Raw genomic sequence first — 15159 nt, 5'->3', positions numbered from 1 at the left:
TTATAGGCAGGTTGCCTTGGTATACAAGCGCCCGCCGCACCTTAATGGCACGGCGGGCGATTTTCTACGCATGCTTCATCGTGTGGGGCGCGCGTGGCTTGCGGCGTGCCCGTAGCTTGCGGCCGGTCCGGCGATGGATGCGTTACTGGATGCGAGTTCGGCAGTAGGGGCAGACCTTCCAGTGCGCATCGAGCGGGCGATGGCAGCTGGGACATACGTTGCGAACCTGGGTATCGCACACCGGGCAGACGACGAAGTCCTTCTCGATGGGCGCGCCGCACTGCGGGCAGGTGCCGTACTGGGCAAGCTGGCGCTCGCGCAGGGCCATGTCCAGCTCCTGCTCCTCGCGGTCGGACGCGTAGGAGTGCGGGCGCAGGACCAGGTAGGCAATGAGGCCTACAAACGGGATGAGGGCGATGATGCCCCATGCCACGTAGGCGCTGGCGCCGCGGCGGCGAGCGTCGATGAACACATAGACGACCGACAGCACATACAGGGCGATGATAAAGCCAACGAAGGCATAGACGACGCCCATAAGCTGCGGCGACATGAGCTCGGAGATGTACTTGGACATTACGGATACCTTTCGGAATATTAACAGTCCGGTCAAGTTTACCACGGGGTTTGTTTATATGGGACCACGGCTAGGGGCGGGGCTGGCGCGGACACAAACATCTCAATCTGTAACAGTTAGGAACGGAATCCGGTCCTAGATGTTACAGAACGAGACACAGGGGTCCATCCCCGACTTCAATCTCGATCAGTAACATCTAGGGTCCCAAAACCCCTCTTACTGTTACAGATCGAGACAGACGGTGGAGTCGCCGGACAAATGTCTAAATCTGTAACAACTACGGGGCAAAAACGGGTCTTGATGTTACAGATCAAGACAGAAGAATCTCTCCCCGACTTCAATCTTAATCTGTAACAAGTAGAACCGAATTTCCACTCTAACTGTTACAGATCGAGACGTACGGATAACCCGCCAGATAAACATCTCAATCTGTAACAACTAGGACCGTAATTCCCCTCTAACTGTTACAGATTGAGACGAACGTAAACCTGTGGACCCTGCATCTCAATCTGTAACAGGTAGCGGCGCAACCGCGAGGTTGGGTGGGAGGATATCGCGGTCTGGCGGGGGCGGCATCCGTGCTGGGCCGACCCTCGCCTGCCGTTGGCGGGTGTTGCGGGGCTGTTCGCCGCATTGCCGCCGCACCGGGGGTGTGCAGACCGTAGGATAGTCCTATTGACAGCCTGTCAACTCATCTGGGAGGCACTGTGACGGAAACGTTTGATATCGCGATTGTGGGCGCGGGCATTACCGGATGCGCCATCGCGCGGCAGCTCGCGCGCTATGACCTGTCCATTTGCGTGGTCGAGGCGGCCAACGACATCGCGCTGGGCGCGTCGAAGGCCAACGGCGGCCTGGTGCATGCCGGCTACGATCCGACACCTGGCACGGTTAAGGCACAGGTCAACGCCCGCGGCTGCGAGTTATATGGCACGTGGGCCCAGGAGCTAGGCTTTTTGTTCCACCGCACCGGGTCGATGGTGTTGGGCTTTAACGACGAGGACCTCGCGCATCTGGAGCAGCTGCGCCAGAATGGCCTGGCGAATGGCGTGCCCGAGCTGTCGATCGTCGGACCCGACCGCATCCACGAATTAGAGCCGCGCGCCAGTGCCGATGCAACGTGCGCGTTGTGGTGCCCATCGACTGGGTTTGTCGACCCGTTTGAGGTTGCCATCGCCGCGCTGGAGAACGCCGTGGCCAACGGGGTGACGTTTATGCGCTCCGCACCCGTGGAGGCGATTGAAGTCGCGGGGTCGGGCGGAGACGCGCGCTTTACGCTGGCGACCCCCGCTGGCAACGTGCGCTGCCGCTACCTGATCAACGCCGCGGGCAACGGCGCCGCCGACATCTCGCATATGGTGGGCGCCGAGGAGTTCCAGATGGTCTGGCGTCAGGGCAACATCGTGGTGCTGGACAAGGAGCCGCGCACGCTCATGCCGCTTTACCCCGTGCCGACGCCGGTGTCGAAAGGCGTTATCGTGACGGGCACCGTGCATGGCAATACTGTGATAACCGCCACGGCTGCCGTGCGCGAACCGGGCGACACGCAGACCTATGCGAGCGATGTGAACGCGCTGCTGACCGGCGCGCGCAAACTGGTTCCCGATCTGGACACGCGCCGCGTGGTGCGCGCGTTTGCCGGCGGGCGCCCGGTCATTCAGGGGACCAACGACTTCTTTATTGGGCAGTCGGCTGTGGTGCCAGGGCTGTTTCAGGCAGCGGGCATTCAGTCGCCAGGCGTGGCGAGCGCGCCGGCCATTGCCGAGCGCATGGAGCACGTGATGCGCGAGGCGGGCGTTGCTTTGCGCGAACGGGCCGATTGGGATCCAATTCGCCGGGCGCCGGACGACTTCGACCGTGCGCCACTTGCACGCAAGGAGGAGCTAACCCAGTCCGACCCCGCGTGGGGGCAGATTGTCTGCCGCTGCGAGACGGTGCCCGAGGCCGAGATTGTTGCCGCGATTCGACGCCGCCCAGGTGCGGTTTCGGTCGAAGGCGTCAAGCGCCGCTGCCGCGCGGGCATGGGCCGCTGCCAGAGCGGCTTTTGCCAGAGCCGCGTAGTGGCGATCCTAGCGCGCGAGCTGGGCTGCGACCCCAGCGAGGTGCTGTTGGAGGATGCCGGATCTTGGTTGGTCGAGGGACCGCTGAAGGGGGTGCGCTAGAATGGCGGAATTCAAATCGAGCGCGATTGATTGCAACGTCGTCGAAGCCGTACAAACGCAAGCCTTCGACGTGGTCGTTATCGGCGGCGGACCTGCCGGCATGGCAGCCGCGCTGGCCGCTCATAAGGCCGGAGCGCGCGTGGCCATCGTGGAGCGCGAGCAGCACCTGGGCGGCATCCTCCGCCAGTGCATCCACCCCGGCTTTGGCCTGTCGCACTTTAAACAGGAGCTCACCGGTCCCGAATACGCGCAACGGTTTATCGACCAGGTGCGTGCGACCGACATTGCGCCGTTCTTGGACAGCATGGTGATTGGAATTGATTCAGGCGAGCCTACGGAAGACACCGCGGTCCATACCGTCACGCTCATGAGCCCTGCCGGCATGCTGCAGCTCACCGGGCGCGCGATCGTCCTTGCCATGGGTTGCCGTGAGCGCACCCGCAGCGAGATCAAGATCCCCGGCAGCCGTCCCGCCGGCGTGTTTACGGCCGGTTTGGCGCAGCGATACATCAATATCGAAAACCTCAAGCCCGGCTCGCGTGCCGTCATCTTGGGCTCGGGCGACATCGGGCTCATCATGGCACGCCGTTGCACGCTCGAGGGAATTTCGGTCGAGGGCGTGTACGAGCTCATGCCGTACGCCAACGGCCTGCGCCGCAACGTCAAGAACTGCCTGGGCGACTTTGGAATTCCGCTGCATCTGTCTACCACGGTCACGCGCGTGATCGGGCACGACCGCGTGAAAGCCGTCGAGGTGAGCCAAGTCGACGAGCGTCTGGCTCCCATTGCCGGGACGGAGCGCATCGTTCCGTGCGACACGCTGCTGCTTTCTGTGGGCCTGATTCCCGAGAACGAGCTTTCGGTTGCCGCGTGCGTGGAGCTGGACCCACGCACGCGCGGCGCCGTGGTGGACCAGAGTCTGCAGACGGGCGTGCCAGGCATCTTTGCGTGCGGCAACGTGCTGCACGTGCACGACCTAGCCGACAACGTGACGACCGAGTCCGAGCGCGCTGGCGCAGCTGCGGCGGTGTACGCGCTGGGGGACGGTGCTGGGGCCGGCACGGATGCGGACGCGGGCTGTGAACTCACGGTCTCCCCTGCCGGCTTTGCGGGATACGCACTGCCGGGGCGCATCTCGGCGATGGCACTCACCAAACTCAACTTCCGCGTGCGCCGACCGATCGACGCCGCCCGCGTGCGCATTCTGGCAGGCGGCGAGGAGCTGTTCGCTGGCAAGGTCCGCCCGTTTAAGCCGAGCGTAATGGAAAGCTTCCCGCTGCCGGCAAAGGTGATTCAGCAGGCGCTCGACCTGGGCGTCAGCGAGCTTGTCCTGTCCGTCGATCCCGTTGAGGAGGCGTAACGTCATGAGCACAAATGCGACCGAAACGCTGAAGTTCAACTGCACCACCTGCCCGTCCGAGTGCCTCCTGACCGTGGAGGTAGAACGCGGAGCAGACGGCGCCGTGGCAGAGGTGCGCTCCGTGACCGGCAACAACTGCCCGCGCGGCGATAAGTTCGCACATCAGGAGCTCACCTGCCCCATGCGCGTGCTCACCACCACCGTGGCCGTATCCGGCGGCAATGAGGCCCTGCTGCCCGTGCGCACCGCCGATGCCATCCCGCTGGCACTCCACGCCCAAGCCATGAACTTCATCCGCGGCGTGGTCGTCGAGGCCCCCATCCGCATGGGCGACGTCGTCCTACCCAACCTCCTAGACACCGGTACCGACCTCATCGCCAGCATGGACATCGAGTAGCTAATTTGGGACGGGCTCTTTTATCTGGCCCGTTCCCTTCCCTTCGCTGGCGAAAATGCCCTCTCGGTTGCTATCGGATTTGTGCCATTTCAAAACTACCCCGGTTTACGGGGCTGATTCGGAGACCCCCATCCATACCGGCAATTTTAGATATTTTTTAAGCCGTCTACCTGCGGTTTTAATTTCGCGATTTTTCCCATGGTCAATTAATACAGGTCCAGCCCCGTAATCCGCCATACTTTTGAAACCAGCCCATTTGGGACGAGCCTCTTATGACTACTTTTGCTCGAACGTCCGCTAGACTGGCCATACCAAAGAGTGTCCCGAAGTGCCGGCATAAAAGGAACGTCCCTATGTGCCGGGCTTGGGATACCATGGTGGCAGCCTAACGAAAGGATGTTTCATGGCACATGTCGATGACCAGCGTGTGGCGCGCGTGCTCGATGCGCTCGAGGCTCAGCACCCCGGCGCACAGCTGCTCGTAAACGACCCGTGGTCGATCTATTACCTGACCGGCTTTTATGCCGATATGTTCGAGCGTTTTTGTGGCGTGCTGCTCGCGCGCGGTGCCGAGCCGGTGATCCTAGTCAACGCCCTGCACCAGCTGCCAGAGTATGACAATGCCCGCGTTGCCTACCACACCGATACCGATATCGTGACCGATGCCATCGCTCGCGAGATCGATCCGACCAAGCCCCTTGGCATCGACACCGTCATGCGCTCTGGCTTTTTGATGCCGCTCATGGAGCGCCATGCCGCCAGCGAGTTTTTCCTGGGTGATTTTGCCGTGACCGCCGCGCGAACCTACAAAGACGCTACCGAGCAGGAGCTTATGCGCGTGTCCTCGGCAGCCAACGATGCCGTGATGGCCGACGCGATTAAGCTCGTCCATGAAGGCGTGACGGAGCGCGAAATTGCCGACCAGATGCTCGGCTTGTATCGCAAACACGGCTGCGAGGGCTTTAGCTTTCCGCCCATCGTGAGCTTTGGCGCCAACGCCGGCGATCCGCATCATGAACCCGACGACACCGTGCTCGAGCGTGGCGACGTGGTGCTGTTCGACATTGGCGGGCGCTATCGCAACTATTGCTCGGACATGACGCGCACGTTCTTTTGGGGCGAGCCGGACGAGGAGACGGCGCGCATCTACGACATCGTGCGCCGTGCCAACGAGGCCGCCGAGGCGCTCATCGCACTGGGCGTGCGCATGTGTGACCTGGACCGCGCCGCACGCGACGTGATTGAAGACGCGGGCTATGGGCAGTACTTTACGCATCGCCTGGGACACTCGATCGGCTTGCAGGACCACGAGCCGGGCGACGTTTCACTCGTCAACGAGCAGGTCGTAGAGCCGGGCATGACGTTCTCCATCGAACCGGGCATCTACCTCCCCGACCACACCGGCGTCCGCATCGAGGACCTGGCCCTGGTGACCGAGAACGGCGTCGAGATTCTCAACGCCTACCCCCACGACGCCATGCGCCTGGACTAGGCTCATCCCCAACTGAAGAGGAAACTTGGGTAGCTAATTTGGGACGGGGCTTTTTTTGCTGCCCTATGTCAAATGTGGTTTCCTGCTTCGAAGACTCCGGGTAGGGCAGCAAAAAAAGCCCCGTCCCAAATTAGCTACCCTCCAGGATGGGTTAACGGAGCAGACCGGCTACTTCGCCGGCTAGGGTGATGGTGCCGGCTGCTACGAAGGGCTCGCCCGCGGCATCGAAGGCAGCGAGGGCCTCGGACACGCTCGGGTATACGCCTGCGAGCTTATCGGCATCAACGAGGGCGGCAAGCTCCTCCGCCGGCAGGGAGCGATCGGAATCGGTCTGGGTCACGACCACGCGGGGGAATGCCGGAACCAGAACGTCAACGATGCCCGCCACGTCCTTATCGGCCAGCGCGGCACACAGCAGCGTGGGGCGATTCTCCACGCACGGATCGATCTCGTCCAGCGCGCTCACAAAGTTCTCGCAGCTCTGAGGGTTATGGCAGGCGTCGATCAGCTTGAGTGGATCGGTCCCCAGCACGTCAAAACGACCCGGCGTGGGGCAACCCATAAGCGATGCATCCAACGCATCGTGATCGAGCTCGCGACCCAGATACCCCTCGCAAAGCATAATCGCGCACGCGGCATTCTGCGGCTGATAGGCCGGCTTGACCATGCTCGACGTATAGATGGCACGCGGCGTAGTACAGCTAAACTCCACGGTATCGCCTACATGCGCCGGTACCTTGGTCGTGGAATGGCTCACCACCAGCGGCACCACACCGCACTCGCGGCAGCGCGTATCCATTACGCGCTGAACGCTCGGCTCATGCGTGCCCTCGCCCAAAACAACCAATCGCCCAGGCTTAATAACCGCAGCCTTCTCCCCCGCAATGGCCTCGAGCGTATCGCCCAAAATACGTGTGTGATCGAGCCCAATACCCGTAATGGCGACGGCCACGGGATCAGTCGCACTCGTAGCATCCCAGCGTCCGCCCATGCCAACCTCAAGCACGGCAACATCCACGCGAGCCTCGGCAAACACCACAAGTGCAGCAGCCGTCAAAAGGTCAAACGGCGTGATGGTATAGGCGCGCTCCCCCGCCGCCACACGACGGGCATTCACTCGATGCCCCGCCTCAACAGCGGCCGAAACGCCACGGGCGAATGCCTCATCGCTCACGACGCATCCATCGACTTCCATGCGCTCGGGATAGCGTACCAGCTGTGGCGACGTATACAGCGCGGTCTTGAGCCCCTCACCACGAAGAATGGCAGCCGAAAAACGCGTAGTCGAAGTCTTGCCATTGGTACCGGCAACCTGAATGCAATCAAAGTACTCGTCCGGATGCCCCAGCTCATCGAGCATATCGACAACCGTCTCAAGCAGAGGCCCAGCATCCCCAGAAATCCGCCCCGTATCAGCAGCAAGCCCCACAGCCTCATCAAACGAAAGCAAATCAAACTCAAAAGGAACGGTATACAAGCCAGAACGCTTAGGCATATTCAGAACCGCCATTCATAGAAAAATAAAACAGTATAGGTTGAGGATAGTCAGCGAAAACGCCTCTGATGAGCCAAGGTGCCGTAAAACAAGGGCGCATAGGGCTTATGCCCATGCACCCGAAGTTGAACGGCAGATTGGCCATCAGAGGCGTTTGCAGCGTCGAGTCAGCCGCCGTTCGTTAGGACGGCGGAATAGGAGTCCGCAGTAGCGAGCAATGCCCCAAACCGCGTCCCCCAGTACCGCCTACGAGAAGTCAGCAACCTGAGCAGTCAGCGCCGCCAGGATCTCCTTGAGCTCAGCTGCACGGTCCCTCTTCTTCTGGACCACCGCAGGCGCGGCCTTAGCCACAAAGCCCTCGTTGGCGAGCGTCTTCTCGCAGCCGGCAAGCTCCTTCTGAGCCGCGGCGATCTCCTTCTCCAGGCGCGCCTTCTCGGCCGAAAGATCAACCTTGCCCTCGAGCACCACAAAGACCTCGACGCCGCTATCGACCACGGCAATGCTCGCGGCCGGCTTCTCGACGTCGGTACCCATGGCCAGCGAAGCGGTGTTCGCCAGAGGCTCGATGGTCGAACGCAGGCTCTCGAGCTTCTCGATGTCCTCGGCGCCGGCGCGCACGACCACGTCGAGCTCGGCCTTGGGGCTCAAGCGATAACGCGAACGCGTGGCGCGGGCGGCAGACACAACGGTGCGGCACAGCTCAAACGCGCGCTCGGCGGGCTCGTCAACGTACTTGGCGTAGTCGGCGGGCTCGGGCCACTTGGCGATCATGAGCGCCTCGGCGCGGTTCACGTTGCCCTCGGCGTCCAGGTCGAGCACGCTCGCCGGCATGTTGTCCCATATTTCCTCGGTGACAAACGGCATAAGCGGGTGCATCAGACGAATGGAGGTGTCGAGCACAAAGATCAGATTGCGCTGAGCTTGCAAACGGCCCTCGCCCTTCAGGCGGGACTTGGTGACCTCGACGTACCAGTCGCAGACCTCGTTCCAGAAGAACTGCTGCACGCCGCGAGCCATGTCGCCAAAGGTGTAGTTCTCAATACCCTCGGTGACCATCTTCACGGCCTTGGCCAGGCGGCTGAACATCCAGGCGTCGGCGGGCGTCTCCACGACGGGCTCACCGGGCGTGTAGCCCTCCATGTTCATAAGCAGGAAGCGGCTGGCGTTCCAGATCTTGGTCACAAACGACTTGGCCTGCTCGGTGCGCGGGCTGTCGATGAGCTTCTTGGTCTTCTTGTCGATGTTCGCGTCGAACTTGACGTCCTGGTTGTTGGTGCACAGCGTGAGCAGGTTGTAGCGCATGGCGTCGGCGCCATACATGCCAATAAGGTCCATGGGGTCAACGCCGTTGCCCTTGGACTTGGACATGCGGCTACCGTCCTTGGCAAGAATCGTCGGGTAGATGACGACGTCCTTAAACGGCACCTCGTCCAGGAAGTACAGTGAGCTCATGACCATGCGGGCAACCCACAGCGCGATGATGTCGCGTGCAGTGACGAGCGCTGTCGTGGGGTGATGGCCCTCGAGTAGCTCCGGCTTTTGCGGCCAGCCCTGCGTGGCGAAGGTCCACAGCTGCGAGCTGAACCAGGTGTCCAGCACGTTCTCGTCCTGATGCACGTGATGGCCGCCGCACTTGGGGCACACATCGGTGTCCTCGGTGAGGGCGTCCTCCCAGCCGCAGTCCTCGCAGTAGAACACGGGGATGCGGTGGCCCCACCACAGCTGGCGGCTGATGCACCAGTCCTTGAGGTTCTCCATCCAGGTAGTGTAGGTCTGCGTCCAGCGCGCGGGGTGGAAGGTGACCTTGCCGGAGTTGACGGCGTCAAGCGCCGGCCCCTTGAGCTTGTCGACGGCGACGAACCACTGCTCGGACAGCCACGGCTCCAGGGCGGAGTCGCAACGGTAGCAGTGCATGACGGAGTGATCGTGCTCGTCGACGTGGTCGAGCAGGCCGTGCTCGTCGAACCACTTGATGACGGCCTCGCGGCACTCATCGCGGTTCATGCCGGTGAACTCGCCGTAGCCCTCGACGACCACCGCGTGCTCGTCGAAGATGTTGATCTGCGGCAGGTCGTGGGCCTGACCCATGGCGTAGTCGTTGGGGTCGTGGGCCGGGGTGACCTTGACGAAGCCGGAGCCAAAGTTGGCGTCGACATGCCAATCCTCAAAGATGGGAATCTCGCGGTTGACGATCGGCAGCATGACGGTCTTGCCCACAAAGGCGGCCTTCTCGGGGTCCTTCGGGGAGACGGCAACGCCCGTGTCGCCGAGCATGGTCTCGGGGCGCGTGGTGGCGACGACGATGTAGTCCTGGCCATTGACCGGCTCGGTCAGCGGGTAGCGCAGGTGCCACAGGTGGCCCTTCTCGTCCTTATACTCGGCCTCGTCGTCCGAGATGGCGGTGGTGCAGTTGGGGCACCAGTTGACGATGCGCTTGCCACGGTAGATCAGGCCGTCATGGTACCAGTCGCAGAAGACCTTACGCACAGCCTGGGCGTAATCCTCGTCCATGGTGAAGCGCTCGTTGTCGAAGTCGACGGAGCAGCCCATGCGCTTGATCTGCTCGACGATGATGCCGCCGTACTCGTGGGTCCAGTCCCAGCAGGCGTCGATAAACTTATCGCGACCGATCTCCAGGCGGCTGATGCCCTCGCTCTTGAGCTTCTTGTCGACCTTGGTCTGCGTGGCGATACCGGCGTGATCGGTGCCCAGCACCCAGCGCGTGGACTTGCCGCGCATGCGGGCCATACGGATGATAGCGTCCTGGATGGAGTCGTCGGTGGCGTGGCCCATGTGGAGCTTGCCGGTCACGTTGGGAGGCGGAATGGTGACGGTGCAGTCGCCCACGCCCTCACGGCGCTTGTAGTAGCCGCCGTCGAGCCACTTCTGCAGGATCGCCGGCTCGTTGGTCGACGGATCGTAGTTCTTGGGCATTTCTTCCATATATCTCTCCCTGTCCCGCCGGGGAGGAATGTCGGCCCGATTTTCGCTCGGTCAAGTCCTGGCTCGCTCGAAGAGCACATTTAGTGCTCTTCGGCTCGTGCGGGATCTACGAAAATCGGGCCGACATTCCTCCCCTTAGGTTTCGATTACTTCAGTCTGAATGGACTTTGCTGAGACTTTAAACAAACACACAGAATAACACAGGTAGTTAGGGTTATTGCGTATATATAAAATAGCCTCCGACCGCGGATGGTCGGAGGCTATTTGCAAGTACGTTTTTGGCTGGTTTACCCGTAGATGCGTTGGGGCTGTTCTTCGCCCTTGACGGCGGCTTCGGTTACGACGACCTTGGTGACGCCCTCCTCACTGGGCAGGTCGAACATCGTCTGCTGCAGCACGTCCTCGCAGATAGCGCGCAGGCCACGGGCGCCGGTCTTGCGGGCAAGCGCCATGCGGGCGATCTCGTGCAGGGCAGCATCCTCAAACTCAAGCTCAACGTCCTCGAGCTGGAACATCTTGCGGTACTGACGCACCACGGCGTTCTTGGGCTCGGTCAGAATCGACACCAGGTCGTCCTCGTCGAGCGCCTGCGTCTGGGTGACGACGGGCGTACGTCCCACAAACTCGGGGATCATGCCAAAAGCGTTGAGGTCCTGCGGGAGCACCTGACGCAGCAGGTCGTTCTCGTCGACCGATGTGGGGCCGGCAATCTCGGAGTTAAAGCCCACGCCCTTGTTGCCCACGCGGTCGGCGATGATCTTGTCCAGACCGACAAAGGCACCGCCGCAGATAAACAGGATGTTGGTCGTATCGATCTGCAGCAGCTCCTGCTGGGGATGTTTGCGGCCGCCGGTGGGCGGAACGCTTGCCACCGTGCCCTCAAGAATCTTAAGCAGCGCCTGCTGAACGCCCTCGCCCGAAACGTCGCGGGTGATGGAGAGATTCTCGGCCTTGCGGGCGATCTTGTCGATCTCATCCACGTAGATAATGCCGACCTGCGCGCGCTCAATATCGCCATCGGCGGCGTTGATGAGCTTGAGCAGGATGTTCTCCACATCCTCGCCCACGTAACCGGCCTCGGTGAGCGCGGTGGCGTCGGCGATGGCAAACGGCACCTCGAGGATGCGCGCGAGCGTCTGGGCGAGCAGGGTCTTACCGGTACCGGTGGGACCGAGCAGCAAAATGTTGGACTTAGCGAGCTCCACCTCGTCCATGTCATCGTCAAGCTGCGAGTCCAAACCGTCGTCAAAGGCCGAAAGCGCGGCACCGCCCTCGATCACGCGGCGGTAATGGTTGTACACGGCAACCGACATGGCGCGCTTGGCGTCCTCCTGGCCCATGACATAGGCCGAAAGCTCGTCATAGATCTCGTGCGGCGTCGGCACATGCGTAATGACCTGGCGGGCGTCATCCTCGAGCTCAAAGCCCTCGGCCTCGGGATCCATGGCGGGCTGCCCAGCAGCCTGGCCGTGATCATTGAGGAAGCCCGGCAGCTTGCCGTTGCGGGCAGCGTCCATAAAGTCCGAAGCCAGCGACTCCTCCAGAATCTCGGAGCAGGCGGCGACGCACTCGTCGCAGATAAAAATGTTGGTAGGGCCCTTTACAAGGCGGCGAACCTGCCCCTGCTCTTTTCCGCAGAAAGAGCAGCGGATGGGGTTGCCGTTCTCGTCAAAGTTGTCCTGCATGTTACCGGCCATCCTAGGCGTCCTTCGCGGCGAGATCGCGCGAGGTGACGATACGGTCAATCAGACCGTAGTCGAGGGCCTCGGCAGCGGTCAGGTAGTTGTCGCGCTCGGTATCGGCCTGGACCTTCTCGATAGGCTGGCCCGAGGCGTCGGACAGAATCTGGTTGAGCTCGCGGCGGGTCTTCTTGATCTCCTCGGCCACGATCTCGATCTCGGTCTGCTGGCCCTGGGCACCGCCGCTGGGTTGGTGAATCATGACCTTGGAGTGCGGCAGGCAGAAGCGCTTGCCCTTGGCGCCGGCCGAAAGCAGCACGGCGGCCATGGACGCGGCCATGCCCACACAGATGGTGGAGACCTGCGGCTTGATAAAGTTCATGGTGTCAAGAATCGCCAGGCCGGAGTATACCTCGCCACCGGGCGAATTGATGTAGAGCGAGATATCCTTCTCGGCATCCTGGCTCTCAAGATGCAGCAGCTGGGCAACGACCAGGTTGGCACTGACAGAGTTGATCTCCTCGCCCAAGAAGATGATGCGGTCGTTGAGCAGGCGCGAATAGATATCGTAGCTGCGCTCGCCGCGCGGCGTCTGCTCGATAACGTATGGCACGAGGGCGGAATCGAACTTAGCGATCATACGCATCTCCATTTCTCTCTTGCGGACCAAATTGGTTCTAGATAAACGTACGGTGCCCGCATGCTATGCATTGGCTGGCACCGTACGAAGCAACCGGATAACCGGTGTATAACTTTACCCCATCACGGGCGCTCACATGCGCTCGCGGGCAAGGTGGCGAGAATTACTCGGCGTCCTTGGCGGTCTCGTCGACCTCGGTCACCTTGGCGTTCTCGACCAGGTGATCGACGGCCTTGGAGCGACGGATGGACTCGCGGACGGCGGGCATGCGGCCATCGGCAATGAACTCGGCCTTGGAAGCCTCGACGTCCTTGACGCCAGCCTTCTCGAACTCGGCGTTGATATCGTCCTCGGTGACCTCGATCTTGAGCTCACGGGCGAGGGCGTCCAGAGCCAGGGACTCACGGGCAACGTCGTTGGCCTGCTTGTGCAGGTCGCCGATGAACTGCTCCATGGTCAGACCGGAAGCGGGCAGCCAGGTGTCCAGGGTCATGCCGCGGGCAGCGAGGTTGGACAGGAAGTTCTGGCCAAGCTCCTCAAAGACGGATTGCTCGTAGTCGGCGTCCATCTCCTCGAGCTGCAGACGCTCGGCGAGAGCGGAGACGCAACGGTTCTCCTTCTCGGCCGGGAGGCGGGAAGCCTTGTCCTGCTCGATCTCGAGCTTGATGGCGTCGCGCATGGCGGGGATGCTGTCGAAGCCAAAGTCGGTCTTGACGAGCTCGTCGGTGAGCTCGGGGGTGTTGCGGACCTTGATGCCCTTGACGGTGACCTCGACGGTGTGGGTCTCGGCCTCCTCGCCCTCCTCGACCTCGTCGGTCCAGGTGACGGTCTTGACGTCGTCAACGTTAGCGCCGATCAGGGCCTCGTTGAACTCCTTGGGGTTGCTGTCGCTACCGGCGATGAGCATACGGCCCTCGGCGGCGAAGTTATCAGCGTTCTCGACGGCCTTGAGGTCGACGGTCACATAGTCGTCAGCCTCGACGGCGCGGCCCTCGACGTCCTCGAAGGTGGCGCGGTAGTTGAGGAGCATCTCGACCTGGTTGTTGATCTCGGACTCGGTGACCTCCGCGGGAGGCATCTCGATCTCGACGGCATCGAAGGAGGAGAGCTCAGCGGCAGGACGCAGGGAGAACTCGACAGTGTAGGTGTAGTCCTCGTGATCCTTGGCGAGGTCGAGCTCCTTGTAGTCACCGTTCTTGGTGGGGACGATGTCCAGCTCGTTGAGGACGGCGGGCTCGTTGGCGGCGATCAGGTCGTTAGTGGCCTGAGCGAGGGTAGCCTCGGCGCCAAGAGCGGAGTCGATAACCGGACGGGGAGCCTTGCCGGCACGGAAGCCCGGGAAGCGGTACTTCTTGGCGGTGTCCTTGTAGGCCTTCTTGATCGCGGCGTCGACGTCGGCGGCCGGGATGGTGACCGTAGCGGTGAGCTTGGCGTCCTTGACGTCAGAAGCGGTGATGTTCAACACGTTCCTCCTCATACTGCCCAGCTTATCTGAGGTGCTGGTACCTTTTATGCAACAAAGAGTCGCGACGGCGGGAGCCGACGCAGGTGCGTTGGTGCGGGCGAAAGGACTCGAACCTTCACGGGAATCCCACCAGAACCTAAATCTGGCGCGTCTACCAATTCCGCCACGCCCGCATGAGCGCACAGACTAGGAATGATAGCAGATACGAACGGCAAGCGCACGCACACGTTTTACAGGCTCACGACCTCACCACGAGTTGCCGATGGCTCAGGGTAGCTAATTTGGGACGGGGCTATTTTATCTACCCCACCAAGGCATTCGAGCTCGGGGCCGAATTCGAAGTGTGGGTAGCTAAAGCGTACGGCCTCGTAGCTCGCGCGGTAGTCGTGTTTGACGACCACGATGTGCTCGATCACGTCGCGCACGTAACCCATGTCCACGAACTCGGCGAGCGGCACGCGGCCGGCACCCGTCAGCTCAACATAGGAATCGAGCGCGAGGAAGGCGGAGAGCACGTCCGAGAAGCCAAAGCGGCCGTAGATGTTGCCACCCACCGTGGCGGTATTGCGCAGCTGCACGCCCACAATGTCGTGGACGGCAAACTCAAACACATTGTTGACGAGCGCGTTGAGCTCGGCATGGCGCTCGAGCTGGCGCAGGGTGCACATGGCGCCGATGCGAAACTCGGTCTCGGTCTCCTCGATCTGATCGAATCCGCAGGCCGAAAGGTCAATCGCCGTCGCCACGCGACGCGATCCCAGGCGCATCCAGATGCCGCCGCCCACAATCTTGTTGTTGCGGTTTTACTGCAAGAGCTCATAGGCTTCGGCCGCGTTTCCAACACGGACGTAGGTACCGAACTTGAGCAAGTTCTCCCCCATCTCTTTACTTGTCCAGTACCTCCAAGTGTACCAAACGAGGGCGCACGACCCTCGCCACCATAGAAAAGGGC

General features: G+C 61.7%; 11 protein-coding genes and 1 tRNA gene. 4 read left to right on the top strand and 8 right to left on the bottom strand.

Annotation, left to right across the window (positions count from 1 at the left end):
• Positions 1–142: 142 nt before the first annotated feature.
• Positions 143–574 carry a zinc ribbon domain-containing protein gene (locus DW123_RS04650; RefSeq protein ID WP_055251579.1) on the bottom strand — a complete coding sequence of 144 codons (432 nt, stop codon included), beginning with the start codon at positions 572–574 and terminating at the stop codon, positions 143–145.
• 707 nt (positions 575–1281) lie between these two features.
• Here DW123_RS04650 and DW123_RS04645 point away from each other — a divergent pair.
• From DW123_RS04645 to DW123_RS04630, 4 genes are all read left to right on the top strand, one after another.
• Positions 1282–2736: an NAD(P)/FAD-dependent oxidoreductase gene (locus DW123_RS04645; protein WP_118273618.1), complete on the top strand. Its 1455-nt coding sequence runs from the start codon at positions 1282–1284 to the stop codon at positions 2734–2736.
• A 1-nt stretch (position 2737) separates the two neighbouring features.
• Positions 2738–4096 (top strand): NAD(P)/FAD-dependent oxidoreductase, encoded by a 1359-nt coding sequence (locus DW123_RS04640; RefSeq protein ID WP_118273617.1) that lies wholly within the window; start codon positions 2738–2740, stop codon positions 4094–4096.
• A 4-nt stretch (positions 4097–4100) separates the two neighbouring features.
• Positions 4101–4493 carry a DUF1667 domain-containing protein gene (locus tag DW123_RS04635; protein ID WP_118273616.1) on the top strand — a complete coding sequence of 131 codons (393 nt, stop codon included), beginning with the start codon at positions 4101–4103 and terminating at the stop codon, positions 4491–4493.
• A gap of 403 nt (positions 4494–4896) precedes the next feature.
• A complete protein-coding gene (locus DW123_RS04630) occupies positions 4897–5985 on the top strand; it encodes a Xaa-Pro peptidase family protein (RefSeq protein ID WP_118273615.1) in 1089 nt (362 codons plus the stop codon).
• 151 nt (positions 5986–6136) lie between these two features.
• Here DW123_RS04630 and DW123_RS04625 read toward each other — a convergent pair whose 3' ends face one another.
• The 7 genes from DW123_RS04625 to DW123_RS04595 all read right to left on the bottom strand — a co-directional run bounded on the left by DW123_RS04625 (position 6137) and on the right by DW123_RS04595 (position 14992).
• Complete coding sequence (locus DW123_RS04625) at positions 6137–7480, bottom strand: folylpolyglutamate synthase/dihydrofolate synthase family protein (protein ID WP_118273614.1); 1344 nt, start codon at positions 7478–7480, stop codon at positions 6137–6139.
• A 246-nt stretch (positions 7481–7726) separates the two neighbouring features.
• Positions 7727–10423, bottom strand: coding sequence for a valine--tRNA ligase (locus DW123_RS04620; protein ID WP_118273613.1), 2697 nt, complete (start codon positions 10421–10423; stop codon positions 7727–7729).
• A gap of 287 nt (positions 10424–10710) precedes the next feature.
• Positions 10711–12120: an ATP-dependent Clp protease ATP-binding subunit ClpX gene (gene clpX, locus DW123_RS04615; RefSeq protein WP_118273612.1), complete on the bottom strand. Its 1410-nt coding sequence runs from the start codon at positions 12118–12120 to the stop codon at positions 10711–10713.
• A gap of 1 nt (position 12121) precedes the next feature.
• Positions 12122–12742 (bottom strand): ATP-dependent Clp protease proteolytic subunit, encoded by a 621-nt coding sequence (locus tag DW123_RS04610; RefSeq protein WP_022095182.1) that lies wholly within the window; start codon positions 12740–12742, stop codon positions 12122–12124.
• A gap of 163 nt (positions 12743–12905) precedes the next feature.
• Positions 12906–14207 carry a trigger factor gene (gene tig, locus DW123_RS04605; protein WP_233540127.1) on the bottom strand — a complete coding sequence of 434 codons (1302 nt, stop codon included), beginning with the start codon at positions 14205–14207 and terminating at the stop codon, positions 12906–12908.
• A gap of 89 nt (positions 14208–14296) precedes the next feature.
• Positions 14297–14380 (bottom strand) — tRNA-Leu (locus tag DW123_RS04600).
• A 57-nt stretch (positions 14381–14437) separates the two neighbouring features.
• Complete coding sequence (locus DW123_RS04595) at positions 14438–14992, bottom strand: FAD binding domain-containing protein (RefSeq protein ID WP_118273610.1); 555 nt, start codon at positions 14990–14992, stop codon at positions 14438–14440.
• Positions 14993–15159 lie beyond the last annotated feature (167 nt).

Origin of the sequence: Collinsella sp. AM10-26 (genome assembly GCF_003472525.1) — a bacterium.
Taxonomy (GTDB): domain Bacteria; phylum Actinomycetota; class Coriobacteriia; order Coriobacteriales; family Coriobacteriaceae; genus Collinsella.
This window is presented reverse-complemented; position numbering and strand designations above follow the sequence as displayed.

Bases quoted from the DNA above. Each gene is read 5' to 3' on its own strand.
- DW123_RS04620 (WP_118273613.1), bottom strand. From the start codon at position 10,423: ATGGAAGAAATGCCCAAGAACTACGATCCGTCGACCAACGAGCCGGCG.
- DW123_RS04630 (WP_118273615.1), top strand. From the start codon at position 4,897: ATGGCACATGTCGATGACCAGCGTGTGGCGCGCGTGCTCGATGCGCTC.
- DW123_RS04640 (WP_118273617.1), top strand. From the start codon at position 2,738: ATGGCGGAATTCAAATCGAGCGCGATTGATTGCAACGTCGTCGAAGCC.
- clpX (WP_118273612.1), bottom strand. From the start codon at position 12,120: ATGGCCGGTAACATGCAGGACAACTTTGACGAGAACGGCAACCCCATC.
- DW123_RS04650 (WP_055251579.1), bottom strand. From the start codon at position 574: ATGTCCAAGTACATCTCCGAGCTCATGTCGCCGCAGCTTATGGGCGTC.
- DW123_RS04625 (WP_118273614.1), bottom strand. From the start codon at position 7,480: ATGCCTAAGCGTTCTGGCTTGTATACCGTTCCTTTTGAGTTTGATTTG.
- DW123_RS04610 (WP_022095182.1), bottom strand. From the start codon at position 12,742: ATGATCGCTAAGTTCGATTCCGCCCTCGTGCCATACGTTATCGAGCAG.
- DW123_RS04635 (WP_118273616.1), top strand. From the start codon at position 4,101: ATGAGCACAAATGCGACCGAAACGCTGAAGTTCAACTGCACCACCTGC.